Raw genomic sequence first — 17,569 nt, forward strand, 5'->3', positions numbered from 1 at the left:
TGTCGTGAATCCGCGAATGCGGCCGCGCGGTCATTCATAGCGGAGCGCCTCCGCCGGCTTCACCTTCGCGCCGCGCCAGCTTGGATAGAGCGTCGCGACGGCCGACAGCGCGAATGCGATCAGCCCGATCCGGATCACGTCGCTCGCGACCAGTTCGGACGGCAGCTCGCTGATGAAGTACACCGACGGCGGCAGGAACTGCACGCCGAACAGGTGCTCGATCATCGGGATCAGCCACGGGATGCTCCACGCGATCAGGCAGCCGAGCGCGACGCCGGACGCGGTGCCGACGAAGCCGATCGTCACGCCCTGCACGACGAAGATCTTCATGATCGACCCCGGCTGCGCGCCGAGCGTGCGCAGGATCGCGATGTCGGCCTGCTTGTTGGTCACCGTCATCACGAGCGACGACACGAGGTTGAACGCGGCCACCGCGATGATCAGCGTGAGGATGATGAACATCATCCGCTTCTCGATCTGCACGGCCGAGAACCACGTCTTGTTCTGCTGGGTCCAGTCGCGGATGTACAGGCTGCCCGACAGCGTATGCGACAGCTCGACCGCGACCTGCGGCGCCTTCTGCATGTCGGTGAGCCGCAGCCGCACGCCGGTCGGCGCGTTCATCCGGAACAGCGCCTCGGCGTCGCGGATGTTGATCATCGCGAGCGTGCTGTCGTATTCGTAGTGGCCCGATTCGAACACGCCGACCACGGTGAACTGCTTCAGGCGCGGCATCATGCCGGCCGGCGTGATCGAGCCTTCGGGCGCGACGAGCGTGACCTTGTCGCCGACCGTCACGCCGAGATTGCCGGCGAGCGCGTCGCCGAGCACGATGCCGAACTGGCCCGGCACGAGCGCGCCGAGCTGCCCGGCCTTCATGTCCTTGCCGATGTCGGACACCTGCGGCTCGAGCGACGGCTCGACGCCGCGCAGCATCACGCCGCTCACCGCGTCCTGGCGCGTGAGCAGCGCCTGCGCGTCGACGTACGGCGCGGCGCCGATCACTGACGGATTGCGGCGCGCTTCCTGCGCGGTCAGTTGCCAGTCGGGCATCGATCCCGTCGGCGAGAACACCTCGACGTGCGCGAGCACCGACAGCATGCGGTCGCGTACTTCCTTCTGGAAGCCGTTCATCACCGACAGCACGACGATCAGCGCCGCGACGCCGAGCGCGATCCCGAGCATCGATACGAGCGCGATGAAGGAAATGAAGCCGTTGCCGGTCGTGCGTTTGCCGGCGCGCGTGTAGCGCCAGCCGATCTGCCATTCGTACGGAAGTTTCAAGCGAATCCTTTCTGCTGGTTACGGCGGGAGGCACGCCGCGGCCGGACCGCCGCCGGGTGGCGGCCGGCAGCCCGGGCACGGTCGAAAAAACGGCCGCCGGACGCGAACGGGCCGTCAGCCGGCCCGATCACGCGCGCAGTTTGCCATACAATGCGCACCATCATGCACGACCGACGCCTCCATTTTCTCGTTCCGTTCGCGCTGCCGTCGGCGGCCGACGCGGCCTCGTCCCTGCACACGCTGGACAGCCCCGCGCTCCAAAAGTTGCTCGCCCGCGCGACTCTCGTCGAGCGTGTGGCCGGCGAGGACTTCCAGCGCACGCTGCCGCACGAGCGCTGGCTGGCAAGCCGCTTCGGCGCCACGCAGGGCAACGCCGCCGACGAGGCGCCGCTCGCGCCCTACATGCTGCTGGCCGACGGCGGCGATCCCGGCACCCAGGCATGGGCGTGCGTCGAGCCCGTGCACGTCGAAATCGCGCACGATCACCTGGTACTCGTCGATCCGGCTTCGCTGGCGCTCGACGACGGCGACGCGGCCGCGCTGCGCGCGGCCGCGCGGCCGCTGATCGAGGAGCTCGGCGTGCGGCTCGAAGCGCCGAACCCGGCGCGCTGGTACCTGTCGAGCGACCAGCTCGCGCGCCTTGCCGGCGCCGCGCCGCTGCGCGCCAGCGGCCGCAACATCGAGATCTGGCTGCCGCACGAGGCGCATACGGGCGAGCGCTCGCGGATGTGGATGAAACTGCAGAACGAAGTGCAGATGGCGTGGTTCCAGCACCCGGTGAACGAAGCCCGCGAGGCGCGTGGGCTGCCCGCCGTCAATTCGGTCTGGTTCCATGCGCAGGGCACGCTGAAGCCGGTCGGCAAGCCGTTCGCGCGCGTGCTGTCCGCGTCGCCGGCCGCGCTCGGCCTCGCACGCGCCGCGCACGCCGAAGCCGACGGCCTGCCCGCGACGTTCGGCGCGCTGCCCGCCGCCGATGGCGCGACGCTCGTCGAGCTGCCGACGCTGACCACGCCGTTCATCGAGCAGGACTGGGCGCGCTGGCACGACGGCCTCGCCGCGCTGGAGCGCGACTGGTTCGCGCCCGCGCTCGCCGCGCTGCGGAACGGCGAGCTGGCGAGCGTCGACGTCACGCTGTGCGGCGACACGGGCTCCGTGACGCTGCACGCGACGCGCGGCGACCTGCGCAAGTTCTGGCGCCGCCGCGCGCTTGCCTCCCTGTTCGAATAACAAGCCAACCCGAATGACCCGGATCGTTACCCGCCCCGTCGCGCCCGCCGACGCCGAAGCGCTCGCGCGCCACGGACTGCACCCCGTCCTCGCGCGCCTGTACGCGTCGCGCGGCGTGCAGTCGCCCGTCGACATCGAGACCGCGCTCGCGCGCCTCGTTCCGCCCACCGAGCTGAAAGGCTGCGCCGATGCGGCGGTGCTGCTCGCCGACGCGATCGCCGACCAGCGGCGCCTGCTCGTCGTCGCCGACTACGACTGCGACGGCGCGACCGCCTGCGCGGTCGCGGTGCGCGGCCTGCGGATGTTCGGCGCGCAGATCGACTACCTGGTGCCGAACCGCTTCGAATACGGCTACGGCCTCACGCCCGAGATCGTCGAGCTCGCGGCTGCGCGCAAGCCCGACCTGCTGATCACCGTCGACAACGGGATCGCGAGCGTCGCCGGCGTCGAAGCCGCGAACGCGCGCGGCATCGACGTGCTCGTGACCGACCACCACCTGCCCGGCGACGCGCTTCCCGCCGCGCGCGCGATCGTCAACCCGAACCAGCCCGGCTGCGCGTTTCCGAGCAAGCACCTCGCCGGCGTCGGCGTGATGTTCTACGTGTTGCTCGCGCTGCGCGCCGAGCTGCGTCGCCGCGGCGCGTTCGCGAGCAAGGAAGCCGAGCCGCGGCTCGACGGCCTGCTCGACCTCGTCGCGCTCGGCACCGTCGCCGACGTCGTACGGCTCGACGGCAACAACCGCGTGCTCGTCGCGCAGGGGCTGCAGCGCATCCGCAACGGCCGCATGCAGCCGGGCATCGCCGCGCTGTTCCGCGCCGCCGCGCGCGAAGCGCGCACCGCGTCGGGCTTCGACCTCGGCTTCGGCCTCGGCCCGCGCCTGAACGCGGCCGGGCGGCTATCCGACATGTCGCTCGGCATCGAATGCCTGATCACCGACGACATCGGCCGCGCGTGGGATCTCGCGCAGCAACTCGACGTGATGAACCGCGAACGCCGCGAAATCGAAGCCGGCATGCAGCAGCAGGCGCTCGCCGATCTCGCCGACGTCGATCCGGCCGACGCGTGCACGATCACGCTGTTCAATCCCGAGTGGCACCAGGGCGTGATCGGCATCGTCGCCGGCCGGCTCAAGGAAAAGTTCCACCGCCCGTCGTTCACGTTCGCGCACGCCGACGACGAAGGCAAACGGGTCAAGGGATCGGGCCGGTCGATCGCCGGCTTCCATCTGCGCGACGCGCTCGACCTCGTGTCGAAACGCGAACCGGACCTGATCGTCGCGTTCGGCGGCCACGCGATGGCGGCCGGCCTCACGCTCGACACCGACAACGTGCCGCGCTTCGCGGCCGCGTTCGAGGCCGTCGCGCGCGAATGGCTGTCCGACGACGCACTCGCCCGCGTGATCGAGACCGACGGCGAGCTCGAGGACGCGTACTTCACGCCGCAGTTCGTCGGCCTGCTCGACGAGGCCGTGTGGGGGCAAGGGTTTCCGGCCCCGCTTTTCTCGGGCGAATTCGACGTCGTGTCGCAGTCGCTCGTGAAGGAAAAGCACCTGAAGCTGCAGCTGGCGCGCGGCCGCCAGCGCTTCAACGCGATCTGGTTCAACCACACCGAGCCGCTGCCGGCGAGTGCGCTGGTCGCGTACCGGCTCGTCGCCGATACGTGGAACGGCGTCACGCGCGTCCAGCTGATCGTCGAACACGCGGCCGGCTGAGCATCGCACCCGGCCCGCGACGCGCCGCCGCGCGCGCGCCGCGCCGGATGGGCCGTCAACACGCGTGCTGGCACCGTTTGCGTCACCGGGCAAGCCCGCCGATCGGCTATAATTCCGCTTTTTTACGAAGCAAGAATAGCGAACGATCATGGAAGCGGAACGTCTCAACGCGATCGAAAGCTCCCTGCTCGACCTGCGCAACCGCGCGGGCGAGCTTCGGGGGTATCTTTGACTACGACGCCAAAGCTGCGCGTCTGACCGAAGTCAACAAGGAACTCGAAGACCCGAACGTCTGGAACGACTCGAAGAACGCCCAGGCGCTCGGTCGCGAGAAAAAGCTGCTCGAAGGCGTCGTCACGACGCTCACCGCGCTCGATAGCGACCTGCGCGATGCGCTCGACCTGTTCGAGCTGGCGCGCGAGGAAGGCGACGAGGACACCCTTCTCGCGTCCGAAGACGACGCCGCGAAGCTCGAGGCGCGCGTCGGCGACATCGAGTTCCGCCGGATGTTCTCGAACCCGGCCGATCCGAACAACTGCTTCATCGACATCCAGGCCGGCGCCGGCGGCACCGAGGCATGCGACTGGGCGTCGATGCTGCTGCGCCAGTACCTGCGCTACTGCGAACGCAAGGGCTTCAAGGCCGAGGTGCTCGAAGAGTCCGACGGCGACGTCGCCGGCATCAAGAACGCGACGGTCAAGGTCACGGGCGAATACGCATACGGCTTCCTGCGCACCGAAACGGGCATCCACCGTCTCGTGCGCAAGTCGCCGTTCGACTCGTCGGGCGGTCGCCATACGTCGTTCTCGTCGGTGTTCGTCTATCCGGAAATCGACGATTCGATCGAAGTCGAGATCAACCCGGCCGACCTGCGCATCGACACGTACCGCGCGTCGGGCGCGGGCGGTCAGCACATCAACAAGACCGACTCCGCGGTACGGATCACGCACATGCCGACCGGCATCGTCGTGCAGTGCCAGAACGACCGCTCGCAGCACCGCAACCGCGCCGAAGCGATGGCGATGCTGAAGTCGCGCCTGTACGAAGTCGAAATGCGCAAGCGCCAGGCCGAGCAGGACAAGCTCGAATCGAGCAAGACCGATGTGGGCTGGGGCCACCAGATCCGCTCGTACGTGCTCGACCAGAGCCGCGTGAAGGACCTGCGCACGAACGTCGAAATGAGCAACACGCGGGCGGTGCTCGACGGCGACCTCGACGACTTCATCAGCGCGAGCCTCAAACAGGGCGTGTAAGCGCCGCGGCGCGGCCGGCCCGCGCCGCCCTTCCCGTTTGCGTTGCCGCACCCCACTCCGAATTCCGACCATCATGACCGAACCGACCCAAACGCAGCCCGCCGTCACGGCGGACGACAACCAGATCATCGCCGAGCGCCGCGAGAAGCTGCGCGCGTTGCGCGAGCAAGGCGTCGCCTATCCGAACGATTTCCGCCCCGAGCACCACGCAGCCGACCTGCAGGCCAAATTCGCCGATTCGGACAAGGCCGCGCTCGAAGCAAACCCGGTCGAGGTGTCGGTCGCCGGCCGCATGATGCTCAAGCGCGTGATGGGCAAGGCGAGCTTCGCGACGGTGCAGGACGGGTCGGGCCAGATCCAGTTCTTCGTGACGCCGAACGACGTCGGCGCCGACACCTACGACGCGTTCAAGAAGTGGGACCTCGGCGACATCGTCGCCGCGCGCGGCGTGCTGTTCCGCACCAACAAGGGCGAGTTGTCGGTCCAGTGCAAGGAGCTGCGCCTGCTGTCGAAGGCGCTGCGTCCGCTGCCGGACAAGTTCCACGGCCTGTCCGACCAGGAAATGCGCTACCGCCAGCGCTACGTCGACCTGATCGTCACGCCGGAAACGCGTGACACGTTCCGCGCCCGCACGAAGACGATCGCGTCGATCCGCAAGTTCATGGACAACGCCGAGTTCATGGAAGTCGAGACGCCGATGCTGCACCCGATCCCGGGCGGCGCGGCCGCGAAGCCGTTCGTCACGCATCACAATGCGCTCGACATGCAGATGTTCCTGCGCATCGCGCCGGAGCTGTACCTGAAGCGCCTGATCGTGGGCGGCTTCGAGCGCGTGTTCGAGATCAACCGTAACTTCCGGAACGAAGGCGTGTCGCCGCGTCACAACCCGGAATTCACGATGATGGAGTTCTACGCCGCGTACACCGACTACCGCTGGCTGATGGACTTCACCGAGCAGTTGATCCGCCAGGCGGCGATCGATGCGCTCGGCACCGCGACGATCCAGTACCAGGGCCGCGAGCTCGACCTCGCGAAGCCGTTCCATCGCCTGACGATCACGCAGGCGATCCAGAAGTACGCACCGGACTACACCGACGGCCAGCTGTCGGACGACGCGTTCCTGCGCACCGAACTGAAGCGCCTCGGCGTCGACGTGTCGCAGCCGGCGTTCCTGAACGCAGGCATCGGCGCGCTGCAGCTCGCGCTGTTCGAGGAAACCGCGGAATCGCAGCTGTGGGAGCCGACCTACATCATCGACTACCCGGTCGAGGTGTCGCCGCTCGCACGCGCATCGGATACGGTGCCGGGCATCACCGAGCGTTTCGAGTTGTTCATGACCGGCCGCGAAATCGCGAACGGCTTCTCGGAGCTGAACGATCCGGAAGACCAGGCCGCGCGCTTCAAGAAGCAGGTCGAGCAGAAGGATGCGGGCGACGAGGAAGCGATGTTCTTCGACGCCGACTACATCCGCGCGCTCGAATACGGGATGCCGCCGACCGGCGGTTGCGGGATCGGTATCGACCGTCTGGTGATGCTGCTGACCGACAGCCCGACGATCCGCGACGTGCTGCTGTTCCCGCACCTGCGCCGCGAAGACTGACGCCCACCACCGCGTGTGCGCCGCGTCCCGTGGCGCGCACGCGTCGGCTTTGTAACGACGCGTAAATCCCGCCAGCCGGCGTCCGCCGGCCTTCGATCCTCCCCCGTTTTATTCCCTCGTCGCGACGCGCTTCTCCGGGTTTTCCCGGAAACGGCCGTGAATGCCCCGCTGCAATTCGTTACACCTTGATACGGCGCGCCGCTGGGCCGTGGACGACACTCCTGTTGCGTCACCACGCATGACCACGGGACCAGAACGAGGCGCCGGAACGCCGAGTCTGCTCGCTCCCGAGCGTGGGATCCTGCTCCGGCGCAGCGCGCCGATCCGGATCGACCTTGGAGAACAAAATGGACAACCAGAATCAGACCACGCCGCAAAAGCAACGCCTCCACCCGCTGATCGCCACTGCAGCGGGCGCCGTCATCGTCGCCAGCCTCGCGGCGACGGCAGCGATCACGGGCGTCTTCCCGAAAGCCACCAGCAGCAACGAACAGAACGGCCAGACCCAGGCCGCGCTGATCGCATCGCAGCCGGCCGTCGATACGGCCGCGGCCGCCAGCGCCGCGCTGGCCGCGCAAGCGCAGCGGCAGGCAGCGGAACAGGCCGCCGCGCAGCAGAAGGCCGCCGTCGCGCAGGCCGAGCCGAAGCCCGCGCCGCGCCCGGCCGCGCCGCACCGCCGTCACACGACCGCACCGCAGCCGCCGCAATACGCGCAGCAGCCGTCGGCGCCCGCGCAAGCCTACTGCCAGAGTTGCGGTACGGTCGTCGCGATCACGCAGACGCGCACGCCGGGTCAGAGCTCGGGGATCGGCGCCGTGGGCGGCGCGGCGGCCGGTGGCCTGCTCGGCAACCAGTTCGGCCACGGCAACGGCCGCACCGCGATGACGATCATCGGCGCGCTGGGCGGCGGGCTCGCCGGCAACCAGGTCGAGAAGCAGGTTCGCGCGGAAACCGACTATCAGGTGCAAGTGCAGATGGAAAGCGGCGCGACGCGCACGTTCACGTACCACAACCCGCCGCCGTTCGGCCAGGGCCAGCGCGTGCGGATCGAGAACGGCACGCTGGTCGGCGCTTAAAGCTGATCGCGTAATCGCAGGCGTCCCCTGCCCGCGCAACGTGCGCGGGCAGCGCGCCCAAAACGAAAACGGCTCGCGAGCAAATGCTCACGAGCCGTTTTTCATTGGCGCGGCGTGCACCGTTGCAGCGCACGCCATGACCGGTCGGGTCCGTCAGTCCTCGTCGTCGAAATCCGATTCGTCGATCCAGTGTGCCTGGATCGCCTCGAGGATCTTCTCGCCCGAGTGCGTCGGATCGTCGTCGAAGCCGTCGAGCTCGAGCACCCACTGGCGCAGGTCGACGAAGTTGATCCGCTGCGGGTCGATGTCCGGGTGCTTGTCCGCCAGCGCAATGGCTATTTCACGCGAATCGGTCCATTTCATCGCCTGCCTCCGGTTCCTGTCAGTGATTTTCCTTCGCGTGGTTGATCGAGTACTTCGGGATCTCGACCACCAGGTCCGAATCTTCCTTCACGATCGCCTGGCACGACAGGCGCGACGTCGGCTCGAGGCCCCACGCCTTGTCCAGCAGATCATCCTCGTCCTCCTCGGACGGCGTCAGATCGTTGAAGCCTTCGCGGATCACCACGTGGCACGTCGTGCATGCGCACGACTTCTCGCATGCATGCTCGATCTCGATCCCGTGATCGAGCAGGTTGTCGCAGATACTCTTGCCGGGCGTCGCGTCGATCACCGCACCGTCCGGGCACAGTTCGACGTGAGGCAGCACCACCAGTTGAGGCATGTTCGTTCCGTCAGTCAGGGTGCGGCGCCGCGCGCCGCACGTTCATCGTCGCGCGGGCCGTTGCCGGCCGATGCGCGGTTCGTGGGTTCAGATCTCGTCGAGCCGGCGGCCCGACAGCGCGCGCTTGATGCTCTTGTCCATCCGGCGCGCCGCGAATTCGTCGGTACCGTCGGCCAGCGCCTTGGTCGCCGCTTCGATCGCGTTCGTATCGTCGCCCTGCGCGACCGCGCGCAACGCCGCGGTCAGCGCGTCGACCTGCGCGCGCTCGTCGGCCTCGAGCAATTCGCCGTCGGCCGCCAGCGCGGCCTGCGTCGCCTCGAGCATCCGCTCGGCCTCGACCTGCGCTTCGCGCAGCGCACGGGCGCGCATGTCGATTTCGGCGGTCTTGAAGCTGTCTTCCAGCATCTTCGCGATGTCGTCGTCGGCGAGGCCGTACGACGGCTTCACGACGACCGACGCCTCGACGCCCGACAACTGCTCGCGGGCGAACACCGACAGGAGGCCGTCCGCGTCGACCTGATAGGTCACGCGAATGCGGGCCGCGCCCGCCGTCATCGGCGGAATGCCGCGCAGCTCGAAGCGCGCGAGCGACCGGCAGTCGGCGACGAGCTCGCGCTCGCCCTGCACGACGTGGATCGCCATCGCAGTCTGGCCGTCCTTGAAGGTCGTGAATTCCTGCGCACGCGCGATCGGAATCGTCGAGTTGCGCGGAATGATCTTCTCGACGAGACCGCCCATCGTCTCGACACCGAGCGACAGCGGAATCACGTCGAGCAGCAGCCAGTCGTCGCCGGTGCCGCGGTTGCCCGCGAGCAGATCGGCCTGGATCGCCGCGCCGAGCGCGACGACCTGGTCCGGATCGAGGTTCACGAGCGGCGGCTGGCCGAAATACTTCGCGACCGCGTCGCGGATCACCGGCATGCGCGTCGCGCCGCCGACGAGCACGACGCCCTTGATGTCGGCCGGCGTGACCTGCGCATCGCGCAGCGCCTTGCGGGTCGGCGTGAGCGTGCGCTGCACGAGCGGCTCGACGAGCGACGCGAACGTGTCGTGCGAAATCGTCTGCACGAGGTGCGCGCCGCTCGACAGCGTCACGTCGAGCGCCGCTTCAGGCGCCGACGACAGCGCTTCCTTCAGCACGCGCACGCGATCGAGCAGCAGGCGCACGTCCTCGGGCGCGAGCGTCTTCGCGTCGATACCGGCCTGCGCGAGCACGTGACCGAACAGCGCGTGGTCGAAATCGTCGCCGCCGAGCGCGGAATCGCCGCCCGCGGCCAGCACCTCGAACACGCCCTTCGTCAGCTTCAGGATCGACAGGTCGAACGTGCCGCCGCCGAGGTCGTACACCGCATAAAGGCCTTCGGCCGCGTTGTCGAGACCATAGGCGATCGCCGCGGCGGTCGGTTCGTTCAGCAGGCGCAGCACGTTGAGGCCCGCGAGGCGCGCGGCATCCTTGGTCGCCTGGCGCTGTGCGTCGTCGAAGTACGCGGGCACAGTGATCACCGCGCCGACCAGATCGTCGCCGAGCGAATCCTCGGCGCGATAACGCAGTGTCGCGAGAATCTCGGCCGACACTTCGACCGGGCTCTTCACGCCGTCGATCGTGCGGATCTGCACCATGCCCGGCGCGTCGACGAATTCGTACGGCGCGTTCGCCGCGCCTTCGACCTCGGCCTTGCCGCGGCCCATGAAGCGCTTGACCGACACGATCGTGTTGCGCGGATCGGTCGCGGCCTGCGCCTTCGCTTCGTGGCCGATGCGGCGGCCGCCCTTCTCGAGGTAACGGACCACCGACGGCAGCAGCACGCGGCCCGCTTCGTCCGGCAGGACTTCGGGCACGCTGTTGCGCACGGCGGCGACGAGCGAGTTCGTCGTGCCGAGATCGATCCCGACGGCGAGTCGCCGCTGGTGCGGTGCCGGCGCCATGCCCGGTTCGGAAATTTGCAGTAAAGCCATCTTGGTTCGTTCGGGCGCTCGGCCCGTTTGCTGCGCGTGCCGCCAGGCACGCGGTTAAGTTTCGAGGCGCTCGATCTGCGCGCCCACTTCCGACGCGACCCGTTCGATGAACATCAGCTGACGCACGGCTTCCGCGGCTGCCTGGTCGGCGCCGCTGTCGAGCAGCGTGCCGAGGCGCTCGACGCGCACGCGCTTCTCGTCGCGCAACTCGGCGAGCAATGCATCGAGCGCGTCGACGTTGCGGGCGGCCGCGGCGTCCTCGATGCCCTCGCGCCATTCCATCTGCTGCATCAGGAAGGCGGGCTCCATCGCCGTGTTGTTTTCCGCGCCGATGTCGACGCCGCGCAGCGACAGCAGATAGGACGCGCGCTTCAGCGGATCGCGCAGCGTGCGGTACGCCTCGTTCGCGCGCGTGGCCCATTGCATCGCGATGCGCTTTTGCGCATCGCCGGCCGCTGCGAAGCGGTCCGGATGCACTTGCGTCTGCACCGTCCGATAGGCGGTGTCGAGCGCCGTCTCATCGAGCGCGAATTGCGCCGGCAGGTGAAACAGGTCGAAATGGCTGTCTTTGAGCGAAACCATCGTCGCGTTCAATTCCGGTTCGTCGCGCGGCAAACGCCGCACATTAAAAAGGCGGCCCGTGCCGCCTGTTGCCCGCGTCGCGCGGAGGGAGCCGCGTCACACGCGGAACGATTCCCCGCACCCGCACTCGTCCTTCACGTTCGGGTTGTTGAACTTGAACCCTTCGTTCAGGCCTTCACGGGCGAAGTCGAGCTCGGTGCCGTCGATATAGGCGAGGCTCTTCGGATCGACGACGACCTTCACGCCATGGCTCTCGAACACCTGATCCTCGGGAGCCAGCTCGTCGACATACTCGAGCTTGTACGCGAGCCCCGAGCACCCGGTCGTGCGAACGCCAAGCCGCAGGCCCACACCCTTGCCGCGACGGACGAGGTATTTCTGCACGTGCTGTGCTGCTTTTTCGGTCAGTGTAATTGCCATGATGTCCTTGCCGCGGCGCGCCGCCGGGGCCCGCCGCGTTCCCTTCCCTAGCCGCTCGATGCCGTTCAGGCTGCTGCCTGATCGCTTTCCTTGGTGTCGTGGCGCTTCTTGTAGTCGGCCACGGCTGCCTTGATCGCGTCTTCCGCGAGGATCGAGCAGTGAATCTTCACCGGCGGCAGCGCGAGTTCCTCGGCGATCTGCGTGTTCTTGATCGACAGTGCCTCGTCGAGCGTCTTGCCCTTCACCCATTCGGTGACGAGCGAGCTCGATGCGATCGCAGAACCGCAACCGTAGGTCTTGAACTTCGCGTCTTCGATCACGCCGTCCGCGCCGACGCGGATCTGCAGCTTCATCACGTCGCCGCATGCCGGCGCGCCGACCATGCCCGTGCCGACCGTGTCGTCGTCCTTCGCGAACGAACCGACGTTGCGCGGGTTTTCGTAGTGATCCAGAACCTTGTTGCTGTAAGACATGACTCAGACTCCTTGACTCGTTACGTCTGCGTGCGTCAATCCGCCCGCGGTTGCATTCAATGCGGTATCAGTGCGCGGCCCATTCGATCGTCGACAGATCGATGCCTTCCTGGTGCATTTCCCAGAGCGGCGACAGTTCGCGCAGCTTCGCGATCTTGCTGTTCAGCAGATCGACCACGAAGTCGACTTCCTGCTCCGTCGTGAAGCGGCCGACCGTGAAGCGGATCGAGCTGTGCGCGAGTTCGTCGTTGCGGCCGAGCGCACGCAGCACGTACGACGGCTCCAGCGACGCGGACGTGCATGCGGAGCCCGACGACACCGCAACGTCCTTGATCGCCATGATCAGCGACTCGCCTTCGACGAAGTTGAAGCTGATGTTCAGGTTGTGCGGGACACGGCGATCCATGTCGCCGTTCACGTAGGTTTCCTCGATCTGCGACAGGCCGCGCAGCAGCTTGTCCCGCAGCATGCGGATGCGCTCGTTCTCGGTCGCCATTTCCTCGCGCGCGATGCGGAACGCCTCGCCCATGCCGACGATCTGGTGCGTCGCCAGCGTGCCCGACCGCATCCCGCGCTCGTGACCGCCGCCGTGCATCTGCGCTTCGATGCGCACGCGCGGCTTGCGGCGCACGTACAGCGCGCCGATGCCCTTCGGGCCGTAGGTCTTGTGCGCCGAGAACGACATCAGGTCGACCTTCAGCTTCGCGAGGTCGATCGCGACCTTGCCGGTCGACTGCGCGGCATCGACGTGGAACACGATGCCCTTCTCGCGGCAGATTTCACCGATCGTCTCGATGTCCTGGATCACGCCGATCTCGTTGTTCACGTGCATCACCGACACGAGGATCGTGTCCGCGCGCAGTGCGGCCTTGAACACGTCGAGGTCGATCAGGCCGTCGTCCTTCACGTCGAGGTAGGTGACTTCGAAACCGTCGCGCTCGAGCTCGCGGCACGTGTCGAGCACGGCCTTGTGCTCGGTCTTCACCGTGATGATGTGCTTGCCCTTGCCCTTGTAGAAGTTCGCGGCGCCCTTGATCGCGAGGTTGTCCGACTCGGTGGCGCCCGACGTCCAGATGATCTCGCGCGGATCGGCGTTCACGAGTGCGGCCACCTGTTCGCGCGCTTCCTCGACCGCACGCTCCGCGTCCCAGCCGTAAGCGTGGCTGCGCGACGCCGGGTTGCCGAACTGCTCGCGCAGGTACGGCACCATCTTGTCGACCACGCGCGGATCGACGGGCGTCGTCGCGCTGTAATCCATATAGATGGGCAGGTGGAGAGTCTCTTGGGTCATCTGTCGCTCCGGGTATTCTGTGCAGGGACTATGTGCGTTATGGGGGTTGGCGGGCGCCTTCGCGCTCACGAACTCGCGATGTTGAACACCGAATTGGGGCCGAGCGGCATCGTGCGCACGGGCTCGGCCGGTGCGGCGACGGGCTCCGGCGCGCGACGGTCGCGCAGCACCGCAGGGGCGCCCTCGCGTGCGCGCTGCTGATCGACGAGATCCTGCAGCGACACCGAATCGAGGTATTCGACCATCTTCTGGTTCAGCGTCGACCACAGCTCGTGCGTCATGCAATGGCCGTCGGGCTGCTTCGAGCCGTCGCACGTGCCTTTGCCGCCGCACTGCGTGGCGTCGAGCGGTTCATCGACCGCGATGATGATGTCGGCGACGGTGACGTCCTGCGCGCGACGCGCGAGGTTGTAGCCGCCGCCCGGGCCGCGCACGGATTCGACGATTTCATGCCTGCGCAGCTTGCCGAACAGCTGTTCGAGATACGAGAGCGAAATCCGCTGGCGCTGGCTGATGCCTGCAAGCGTCACCGGGCCCTGCTCCTGGCGCAGTGCCAAGTCAATCATCGCCGTGACGGCGAAACGGCCTTTGGTGGTGAGTCTCATGGTGTCTAGGGGACTGCAATCTTGACGATTTTGGTCAAGTATAAATATTTGACGTTTTTAGTCAAGTATCCATGTCTGTGAAAGGGTATTCGCAGACCGCTGAATATTGCGCGGTCAGTGCGCCGTGCGTGCGCGGAGCGTCTCCAGCAGGCCCGCGCACGCGCGCTCGACCTGGTCGAGCACCTGCTCGAAGCCCTGCGCGCCGCCGAAATACGGATCGGCCACTTCGGTTTCGGTCGCGCCCGGCGCGAATTCCATCAGCAGGCGCACCTTGTCGCGATGCTGCGGCGGACAGCGACGGCGCAGCTCGGCGAGATTCGCTTCGTCCATCGCGAGCAGCAGATCGAACCGCTCGAAATCCGCCGCGCTCACCTGCCGCGCGCGCAGCGCCGACAGATCGTAGCCGCGGCTGCGGGCTGCCGCCTGCGCACGCGTATCGGGCGGCTCGCCGACGTGCCAGTCGCCAGTGCCGGCCGAATCGATCGCGATCCGGTCGGCCAGCGCGGCCGCATCGACCTGGTGGCGCATCACGCCCTCCGCGGTGGGCGAACGGCAGATGTTGCCGAGACAGACGAAACAGATCGCAACGCGGGTCATCGCACTATCGAAAAGCCGCGGCGCACCGCGTGGGAGAAGAACACGCCATTATACAAAGGCGGCCGACATCACGCCGCCGCGCGAAGCGACGGCGTCATGCGTTACAGCGCCTTCGGCGCAGCGAGCGCCATGTCGCCGGATGCCGCGGGCAGCGGCTGCGCCGCGTCGCCGACCAGCCCGAACGACACCGCGCGCGCCAGTTCGGCGGACGCCTGGTGAACCGCGAGCGGGCCGCGCGACGGCGCATCGGCCATCGCATGCAGATAGGCAACCGCTGCCAGCGGAACCACGATTGCCAGCGGCCAGTACATCGATATTGTCTTTTTCATGATGCGGACCTCGTTGACCTCGTACCCCGAAACCCGATTCCGGGGACTACAGACGAGATTCTATAGACCGCATCTATCAAGATAAATATGCAAATAGCGAACGCACTGTTGCCGCTCGCTGAACAGTGTCAGCCGAGGTGACTTTGCGACGCCGCGTACAGCTCGCGGAACGTGCGCCCGGTCGGCGTCGGAAGGTCGCGCGTATCCATCCAGCCGCCCATCATCGGCAGGCGCCGCAGCATGCCGCCGTCGCCGCCCAGCCGTTCGAGGACGCGCACCGCGAGCTTGGTCGTCAGCGCATACAGCATCGGGCGTCGGGCGAAGAACCCCCACGCGGCGAGCGCCGCGCGTTCGCGCCACGGTCGCAGGTGGCGCTCGACCTGCTTCTCGCGCAACGTGCGCAACAGGTGCGACAACGGAATCCCGGCCGGGCACACGCTGTCGCATTCGCCGCACAGCGTCGCCGCCTGCGGCAGGTCGAGCGTGCGGTCGAGCCCGACGTAGCTCGGCGTCAGCACCGATCCCATCGGCCCCGGATAGACCCAGCCGTACGCATGACCGCCGACCTTCTGGTACACCGGGCAATGGTTCATGCACGCGCCGCAGCGGATGCAGCGCAGCATCTCCTGGAATTCGCCGCCGATCAGGCCCGTGCGGCCGCCGTCCACGAGCACCACGTAGTTGTGCTCGGGGCCGTCCTCGTCGCCGGGCCCGCGCGGCCCGGTCAGCAGCGAGAAATAGTTCGACGTCTTCTGCCCGGTCGCGGAACGCGGCAGCAGCCGCATCGCGGTCGCGAGATCCTCGAGGGTCGGCAGCACCTTCTCGATGCCGGTCACCGCGACATGCACGCGCGGCATCACCGTGCACATGCCCTCGTTCCCTTCGTTCGTCACGATCGCGACCGAACCCGTTTCCGCGATCACGAAGTTGCCGCCCGTCACGCCCATGTCGGCCGACATGAAATGCGGGCGCAGCACCTCGCGCGCCTCGCGCGTCATGTCCGGGATCTCGGTGAGCCGCTCGCGCCCATGCGTGCGCGCGAACAGGTCGGCGATCTCGTCCTTGTCCTTGTGCACGACGGGCGCAATGATGTGGCTCGGCGGCTCGTTGTCGTTGATCTGCAGGATGTATTCGCCGAGATCGGTCTCGATCGACTGCACGCCCATCTCGGCGAGCACCGCGTTCAGGCGCATTTCCTCGGACACCATCGACTTGGTCTTGATGACCTTCTTCACGTCGTGCCGGCGCGCGATGCCGGCCACGAGCCGCGCGGCGTCCGCAGTCGTTTCGGCGAAGAGCACCGTCGTGCCGCGCCGCGTCGCCTCGCGCTCGAACGCCTCGAGCCACACGTCGAGATTCTCGAGCGCGCGGTTGCGGCGCGCCTTCAGCGCGGCGCGCGTGGCCGGAAAGTCGATCAGGGTCATCGCGTCGGCGCGCGCGGACACGAACTTCGTCGACAGCTTCTTCAGGTTCTGCTGCAGGCGCTGGTCGGCCAGCTTCTGGCCGGCGCGCGCCTTGAAATGCATCGATTGGACTTGCATCGCGGTATCGGGGGAAAAGTGAGCGGAACCGGGCGTCAGACGTCGCCCGCCAGCACTTGCGCGACGTGCAGCACGCGCGTGTCGCGGTCGCCGGTGCGGCGCAACCGCCCTTCGATGTTCAGCATGCAGCCGAGATCGCCGAGCACCACAGTGCCCGCGCCCGACGCGCGCACGTTCGCGCATTTTTCGTCCGCGATGGCCGCCGAGATGTCGCCGTACTTGACCGAGAACGTGCCGCCGAAGCCGCAACAGTGCTCGCAGTCCTTCATCTCGGTGACGGCCACGCCGCGCTGCGCGAGCAGCGCGCGCGGCTGCGCCTTCACGCCGAGCTCGCGCAGGCCCGAGCACGAATCGTGATAGGTGACCGGCCCGGCGAATTCGCCCGGCGCGAGCGACACCTTCGCGACGTTCGCGAGGAAATCGGTCAGTTCGTAAACTTTCTGCTGGAACCGCGTGTAGCGCCCCATCAGCTCGGGATCGTCGCGGAACAGGTCGCCATAGTGCGCGCGGATCATCCCGCCACACGAACCGGACGGCGCGACGACGTAATCGAATGACTCGAACTCGCGCAGCGTCTTTTCCGCGAGGTCGCGTGCGAGCGCGCGGTCGCCCGAGTTGTAGGCGGGCTGGCCGCAGCAGGTCTGCGTAGGCGGCACGATCACCTCGTAGCCGGCGTCGCGAAGCAGCTTGAGCGCCGAAAAACCGATTTCGGGGCGCATCAGGTCGACCAGGCAGGTGACGAACAAACCGACTCGCATACGTGCTCCTTCGAGAAAACGGCTCTCATTATCCGACGTTTGTCCGGCAAGACCAACGCCGGCCCGCGCGCAAGCCCGCGGTGCGCGAAACGAGGACTTCCTCGAACGGCGTTCGCTTTTTTCACGATACGAGATACAATCG

Annotated in this window: 18 protein-coding genes; 5 read left to right on the plus strand and 13 right to left on the minus strand. The window is 67.4% G+C overall.

From position 1 onward, the window contains the following. Window positions 1-30: 30 nt before the first annotated feature. Window positions 31-1,284, minus strand: a complete 1,254-nt coding sequence (locus JYG37_RS12875) for a lipoprotein-releasing ABC transporter permease subunit (RefSeq protein WP_006478398.1) — start codon at window positions 1,282-1,284, stop codon at window positions 31-33. A 150-nt stretch (window positions 1,285-1,434) separates the two neighbouring features. On the opposite strand from JYG37_RS12875, the gene JYG37_RS12880 reads away from it, so the two are divergent. From JYG37_RS12880 to JYG37_RS12900, 5 genes are all read left to right on the plus strand, one after another. Beyond that, complete coding sequence (locus JYG37_RS12880; protein ID WP_213345451.1) at window positions 1,435-2,511, plus strand: regulator; 1,077 nt, start codon at window positions 1,435-1,437, stop codon at window positions 2,509-2,511. 13 nt (window positions 2,512-2,524) lie between these two features. Continuing rightward, entirely contained in the window at window positions 2,525-4,222 is a 1,698-nt protein-coding gene (gene recJ, locus JYG37_RS12885; RefSeq protein WP_050012999.1) for a single-stranded-DNA-specific exonuclease RecJ, read from the plus strand. 148 nt (window positions 4,223-4,370) lie between these two features. Further along, window positions 4,371-5,475 (plus strand): peptide chain release factor 2 gene (gene prfB / locus JYG37_RS12890; RefSeq protein WP_102961735.1). Its coding sequence is split into 2 segments (ribosomal slippage): window positions 4,371-4,451 and window positions 4,453-5,475, totalling 1,104 coding nucleotides; the frame shifts between segments, so codons are not numbered across the junction. Window positions 5,476-5,548: 73 nt separating this feature from the next. Continuing rightward, window positions 5,549-7,075, plus strand: a complete 1,527-nt coding sequence (gene lysS / locus JYG37_RS12895) for a lysine--tRNA ligase (protein ID WP_050013000.1) — start codon at window positions 5,549-5,551, stop codon at window positions 7,073-7,075. Window positions 7,076-7,422: 347 nt separating this feature from the next. Beyond that, window positions 7,423-8,151 (plus strand): glycine zipper 2TM domain-containing protein, encoded by a 729-nt coding sequence (locus tag JYG37_RS12900; protein ID WP_124556715.1) that lies wholly within the window; start codon window positions 7,423-7,425, stop codon window positions 8,149-8,151. A 153-nt stretch (window positions 8,152-8,304) separates the two neighbouring features. Here JYG37_RS12900 and iscX read toward each other — a convergent pair whose 3' ends face one another. The 12 genes from iscX to JYG37_RS12960 all read right to left on the minus strand — a co-directional run bounded on the left by iscX (window position 8,305) and on the right by JYG37_RS12960 (window position 17,427). Further along, the gene (iscX, locus tag JYG37_RS12905; protein ID WP_006478393.1) at window positions 8,305-8,514 is read right to left on the minus strand and encodes a Fe-S cluster assembly protein IscX; all 210 of its coding nucleotides are present in this window, start codon (window positions 8,512-8,514) and stop codon (window positions 8,305-8,307) included. Between the two features lie 19 nt (window positions 8,515-8,533). Beyond that, window positions 8,534-8,875: an ISC system 2Fe-2S type ferredoxin gene (gene fdx / locus JYG37_RS12910; protein ID WP_006478392.1), complete on the minus strand. Its 342-nt coding sequence runs from the start codon at window positions 8,873-8,875 to the stop codon at window positions 8,534-8,536. An 87-nt stretch (window positions 8,876-8,962) separates the two neighbouring features. Then, on the minus strand, window positions 8,963-10,831 hold the full coding sequence (gene hscA / locus JYG37_RS12915) for a Fe-S protein assembly chaperone HscA (protein ID WP_050013002.1): 1,869 nt from the start codon (window positions 10,829-10,831) through the stop codon (window positions 8,963-8,965). A 54-nt stretch (window positions 10,832-10,885) separates the two neighbouring features. Next, the gene (gene hscB, locus JYG37_RS12920) at window positions 10,886-11,413 is read right to left on the minus strand and encodes a Fe-S protein assembly co-chaperone HscB (RefSeq protein ID WP_050013039.1); all 528 of its coding nucleotides are present in this window, start codon (window positions 11,411-11,413) and stop codon (window positions 10,886-10,888) included. Between the two features lie 96 nt (window positions 11,414-11,509). Further along, on the minus strand, window positions 11,510-11,833 hold the full coding sequence (gene iscA / locus JYG37_RS12925) for an iron-sulfur cluster assembly protein IscA (protein WP_011885413.1): 324 nt from the start codon (window positions 11,831-11,833) through the stop codon (window positions 11,510-11,512). Between the two features lie 65 nt (window positions 11,834-11,898). Then, entirely contained in the window at window positions 11,899-12,306 is a 408-nt protein-coding gene (gene iscU / locus JYG37_RS12930) for a Fe-S cluster assembly scaffold IscU (protein ID WP_006478389.1), read from the minus strand. Between the two features lie 67 nt (window positions 12,307-12,373). Next, window positions 12,374-13,597, minus strand: coding sequence for an IscS subfamily cysteine desulfurase (locus JYG37_RS12935; RefSeq protein WP_050013003.1), 1,224 nt, complete (start codon window positions 13,595-13,597; stop codon window positions 12,374-12,376). 65 nt (window positions 13,598-13,662) lie between these two features. After that, complete coding sequence (gene iscR, locus JYG37_RS12940) at window positions 13,663-14,202, minus strand: Fe-S cluster assembly transcriptional regulator IscR (protein WP_006401955.1); 540 nt, start codon at window positions 14,200-14,202, stop codon at window positions 13,663-13,665. A 114-nt stretch (window positions 14,203-14,316) separates the two neighbouring features. Then, a complete protein-coding gene (locus tag JYG37_RS12945) occupies window positions 14,317-14,799 on the minus strand; it encodes a low molecular weight protein-tyrosine-phosphatase (RefSeq protein WP_050013004.1) in 483 nt (160 codons plus the stop codon). Between the two features lie 101 nt (window positions 14,800-14,900). Further along, complete coding sequence (locus JYG37_RS12950; RefSeq protein ID WP_050013005.1) at window positions 14,901-15,128, minus strand: hypothetical protein; 228 nt, start codon at window positions 15,126-15,128, stop codon at window positions 14,901-14,903. A gap of 128 nt (window positions 15,129-15,256) precedes the next feature. Further along, entirely contained in the window at window positions 15,257-16,669 is a 1,413-nt protein-coding gene (locus JYG37_RS12955) for a lactate utilization protein B (protein WP_213345453.1), read from the minus strand. 35 nt (window positions 16,670-16,704) lie between these two features. Beyond that, window positions 16,705-17,427 carry a (Fe-S)-binding protein gene (locus JYG37_RS12960; RefSeq protein WP_050013007.1) on the minus strand — a complete coding sequence of 241 codons (723 nt, stop codon included), beginning with the start codon at window positions 17,425-17,427 and terminating at the stop codon, window positions 16,705-16,707. Between the last annotated feature and the right edge of the window lie 142 nt (window positions 17,428-17,569).

Source organism: Burkholderia sp. LAS2 (genome assembly GCF_018417615.1).
In the GTDB taxonomy this organism is placed as follows: Bacteria; Pseudomonadota; Gammaproteobacteria; order Burkholderiales; family Burkholderiaceae; genus Burkholderia; species Burkholderia sola.

What these genes read in the sequence shown, in the direction of transcription:
- JYG37_RS12880 (WP_213345451.1), top strand. Translation starts at nt 1,435, where the DNA reads ATGCGCACCATCATGCACGACCGACGCCTCCATTTTCTCGTTCCGTTC.
- recJ (WP_050012999.1), top strand. Translation starts at nt 2,525, where the DNA reads ATGACCCGGATCGTTACCCGCCCCGTCGCGCCCGCCGACGCCGAAGCG.
- lysS (WP_050013000.1), top strand. Translation starts at nt 5,549, where the DNA reads ATGACCGAACCGACCCAAACGCAGCCCGCCGTCACGGCGGACGACAAC.
- JYG37_RS12900 (WP_124556715.1), top strand. Translation starts at nt 7,423, where the DNA reads ATGGACAACCAGAATCAGACCACGCCGCAAAAGCAACGCCTCCACCCG.
- iscX (WP_006478393.1), bottom strand. Translation starts at nt 8,514, where the DNA reads ATGAAATGGACCGATTCGCGTGAAATAGCCATTGCGCTGGCGGACAAG.
- fdx (WP_006478392.1), bottom strand. Translation starts at nt 8,875, where the DNA reads ATGCCTCAACTGGTGGTGCTGCCTCACGTCGAACTGTGCCCGGACGGT.
- hscA (WP_050013002.1), bottom strand. Translation starts at nt 10,831, where the DNA reads ATGGCTTTACTGCAAATTTCCGAACCGGGCATGGCGCCGGCACCGCAC.
- hscB (WP_050013039.1), bottom strand. Translation starts at nt 11,413, where the DNA reads ATGGTTTCGCTCAAAGACAGCCATTTCGACCTGTTTCACCTGCCGGCG.
- iscA (WP_011885413.1), bottom strand. Translation starts at nt 11,833, where the DNA reads ATGGCAATTACACTGACCGAAAAAGCAGCACAGCACGTGCAGAAATAC.
- iscU (WP_006478389.1), bottom strand. Translation starts at nt 12,306, where the DNA reads ATGTCTTACAGCAACAAGGTTCTGGATCACTACGAAAACCCGCGCAAC.
- JYG37_RS12935 (WP_050013003.1), bottom strand. Translation starts at nt 13,597, where the DNA reads ATGACCCAAGAGACTCTCCACCTGCCCATCTATATGGATTACAGCGCG.
- iscR (WP_006401955.1), bottom strand. Translation starts at nt 14,202, where the DNA reads ATGAGACTCACCACCAAAGGCCGTTTCGCCGTCACGGCGATGATTGAC.
- JYG37_RS12945 (WP_050013004.1), bottom strand. Translation starts at nt 14,799, where the DNA reads ATGACCCGCGTTGCGATCTGTTTCGTCTGTCTCGGCAACATCTGCCGT.
- JYG37_RS12950 (WP_050013005.1), bottom strand. Translation starts at nt 15,128, where the DNA reads ATGAAAAAGACAATATCGATGTACTGGCCGCTGGCAATCGTGGTTCCG.
- JYG37_RS12955 (WP_213345453.1), bottom strand. Translation starts at nt 16,669, where the DNA reads ATGCAAGTCCAATCGATGCATTTCAAGGCGCGCGCCGGCCAGAAGCTG.
- JYG37_RS12960 (WP_050013007.1), bottom strand. Translation starts at nt 17,427, where the DNA reads ATGCGAGTCGGTTTGTTCGTCACCTGCCTGGTCGACCTGATGCGCCCC.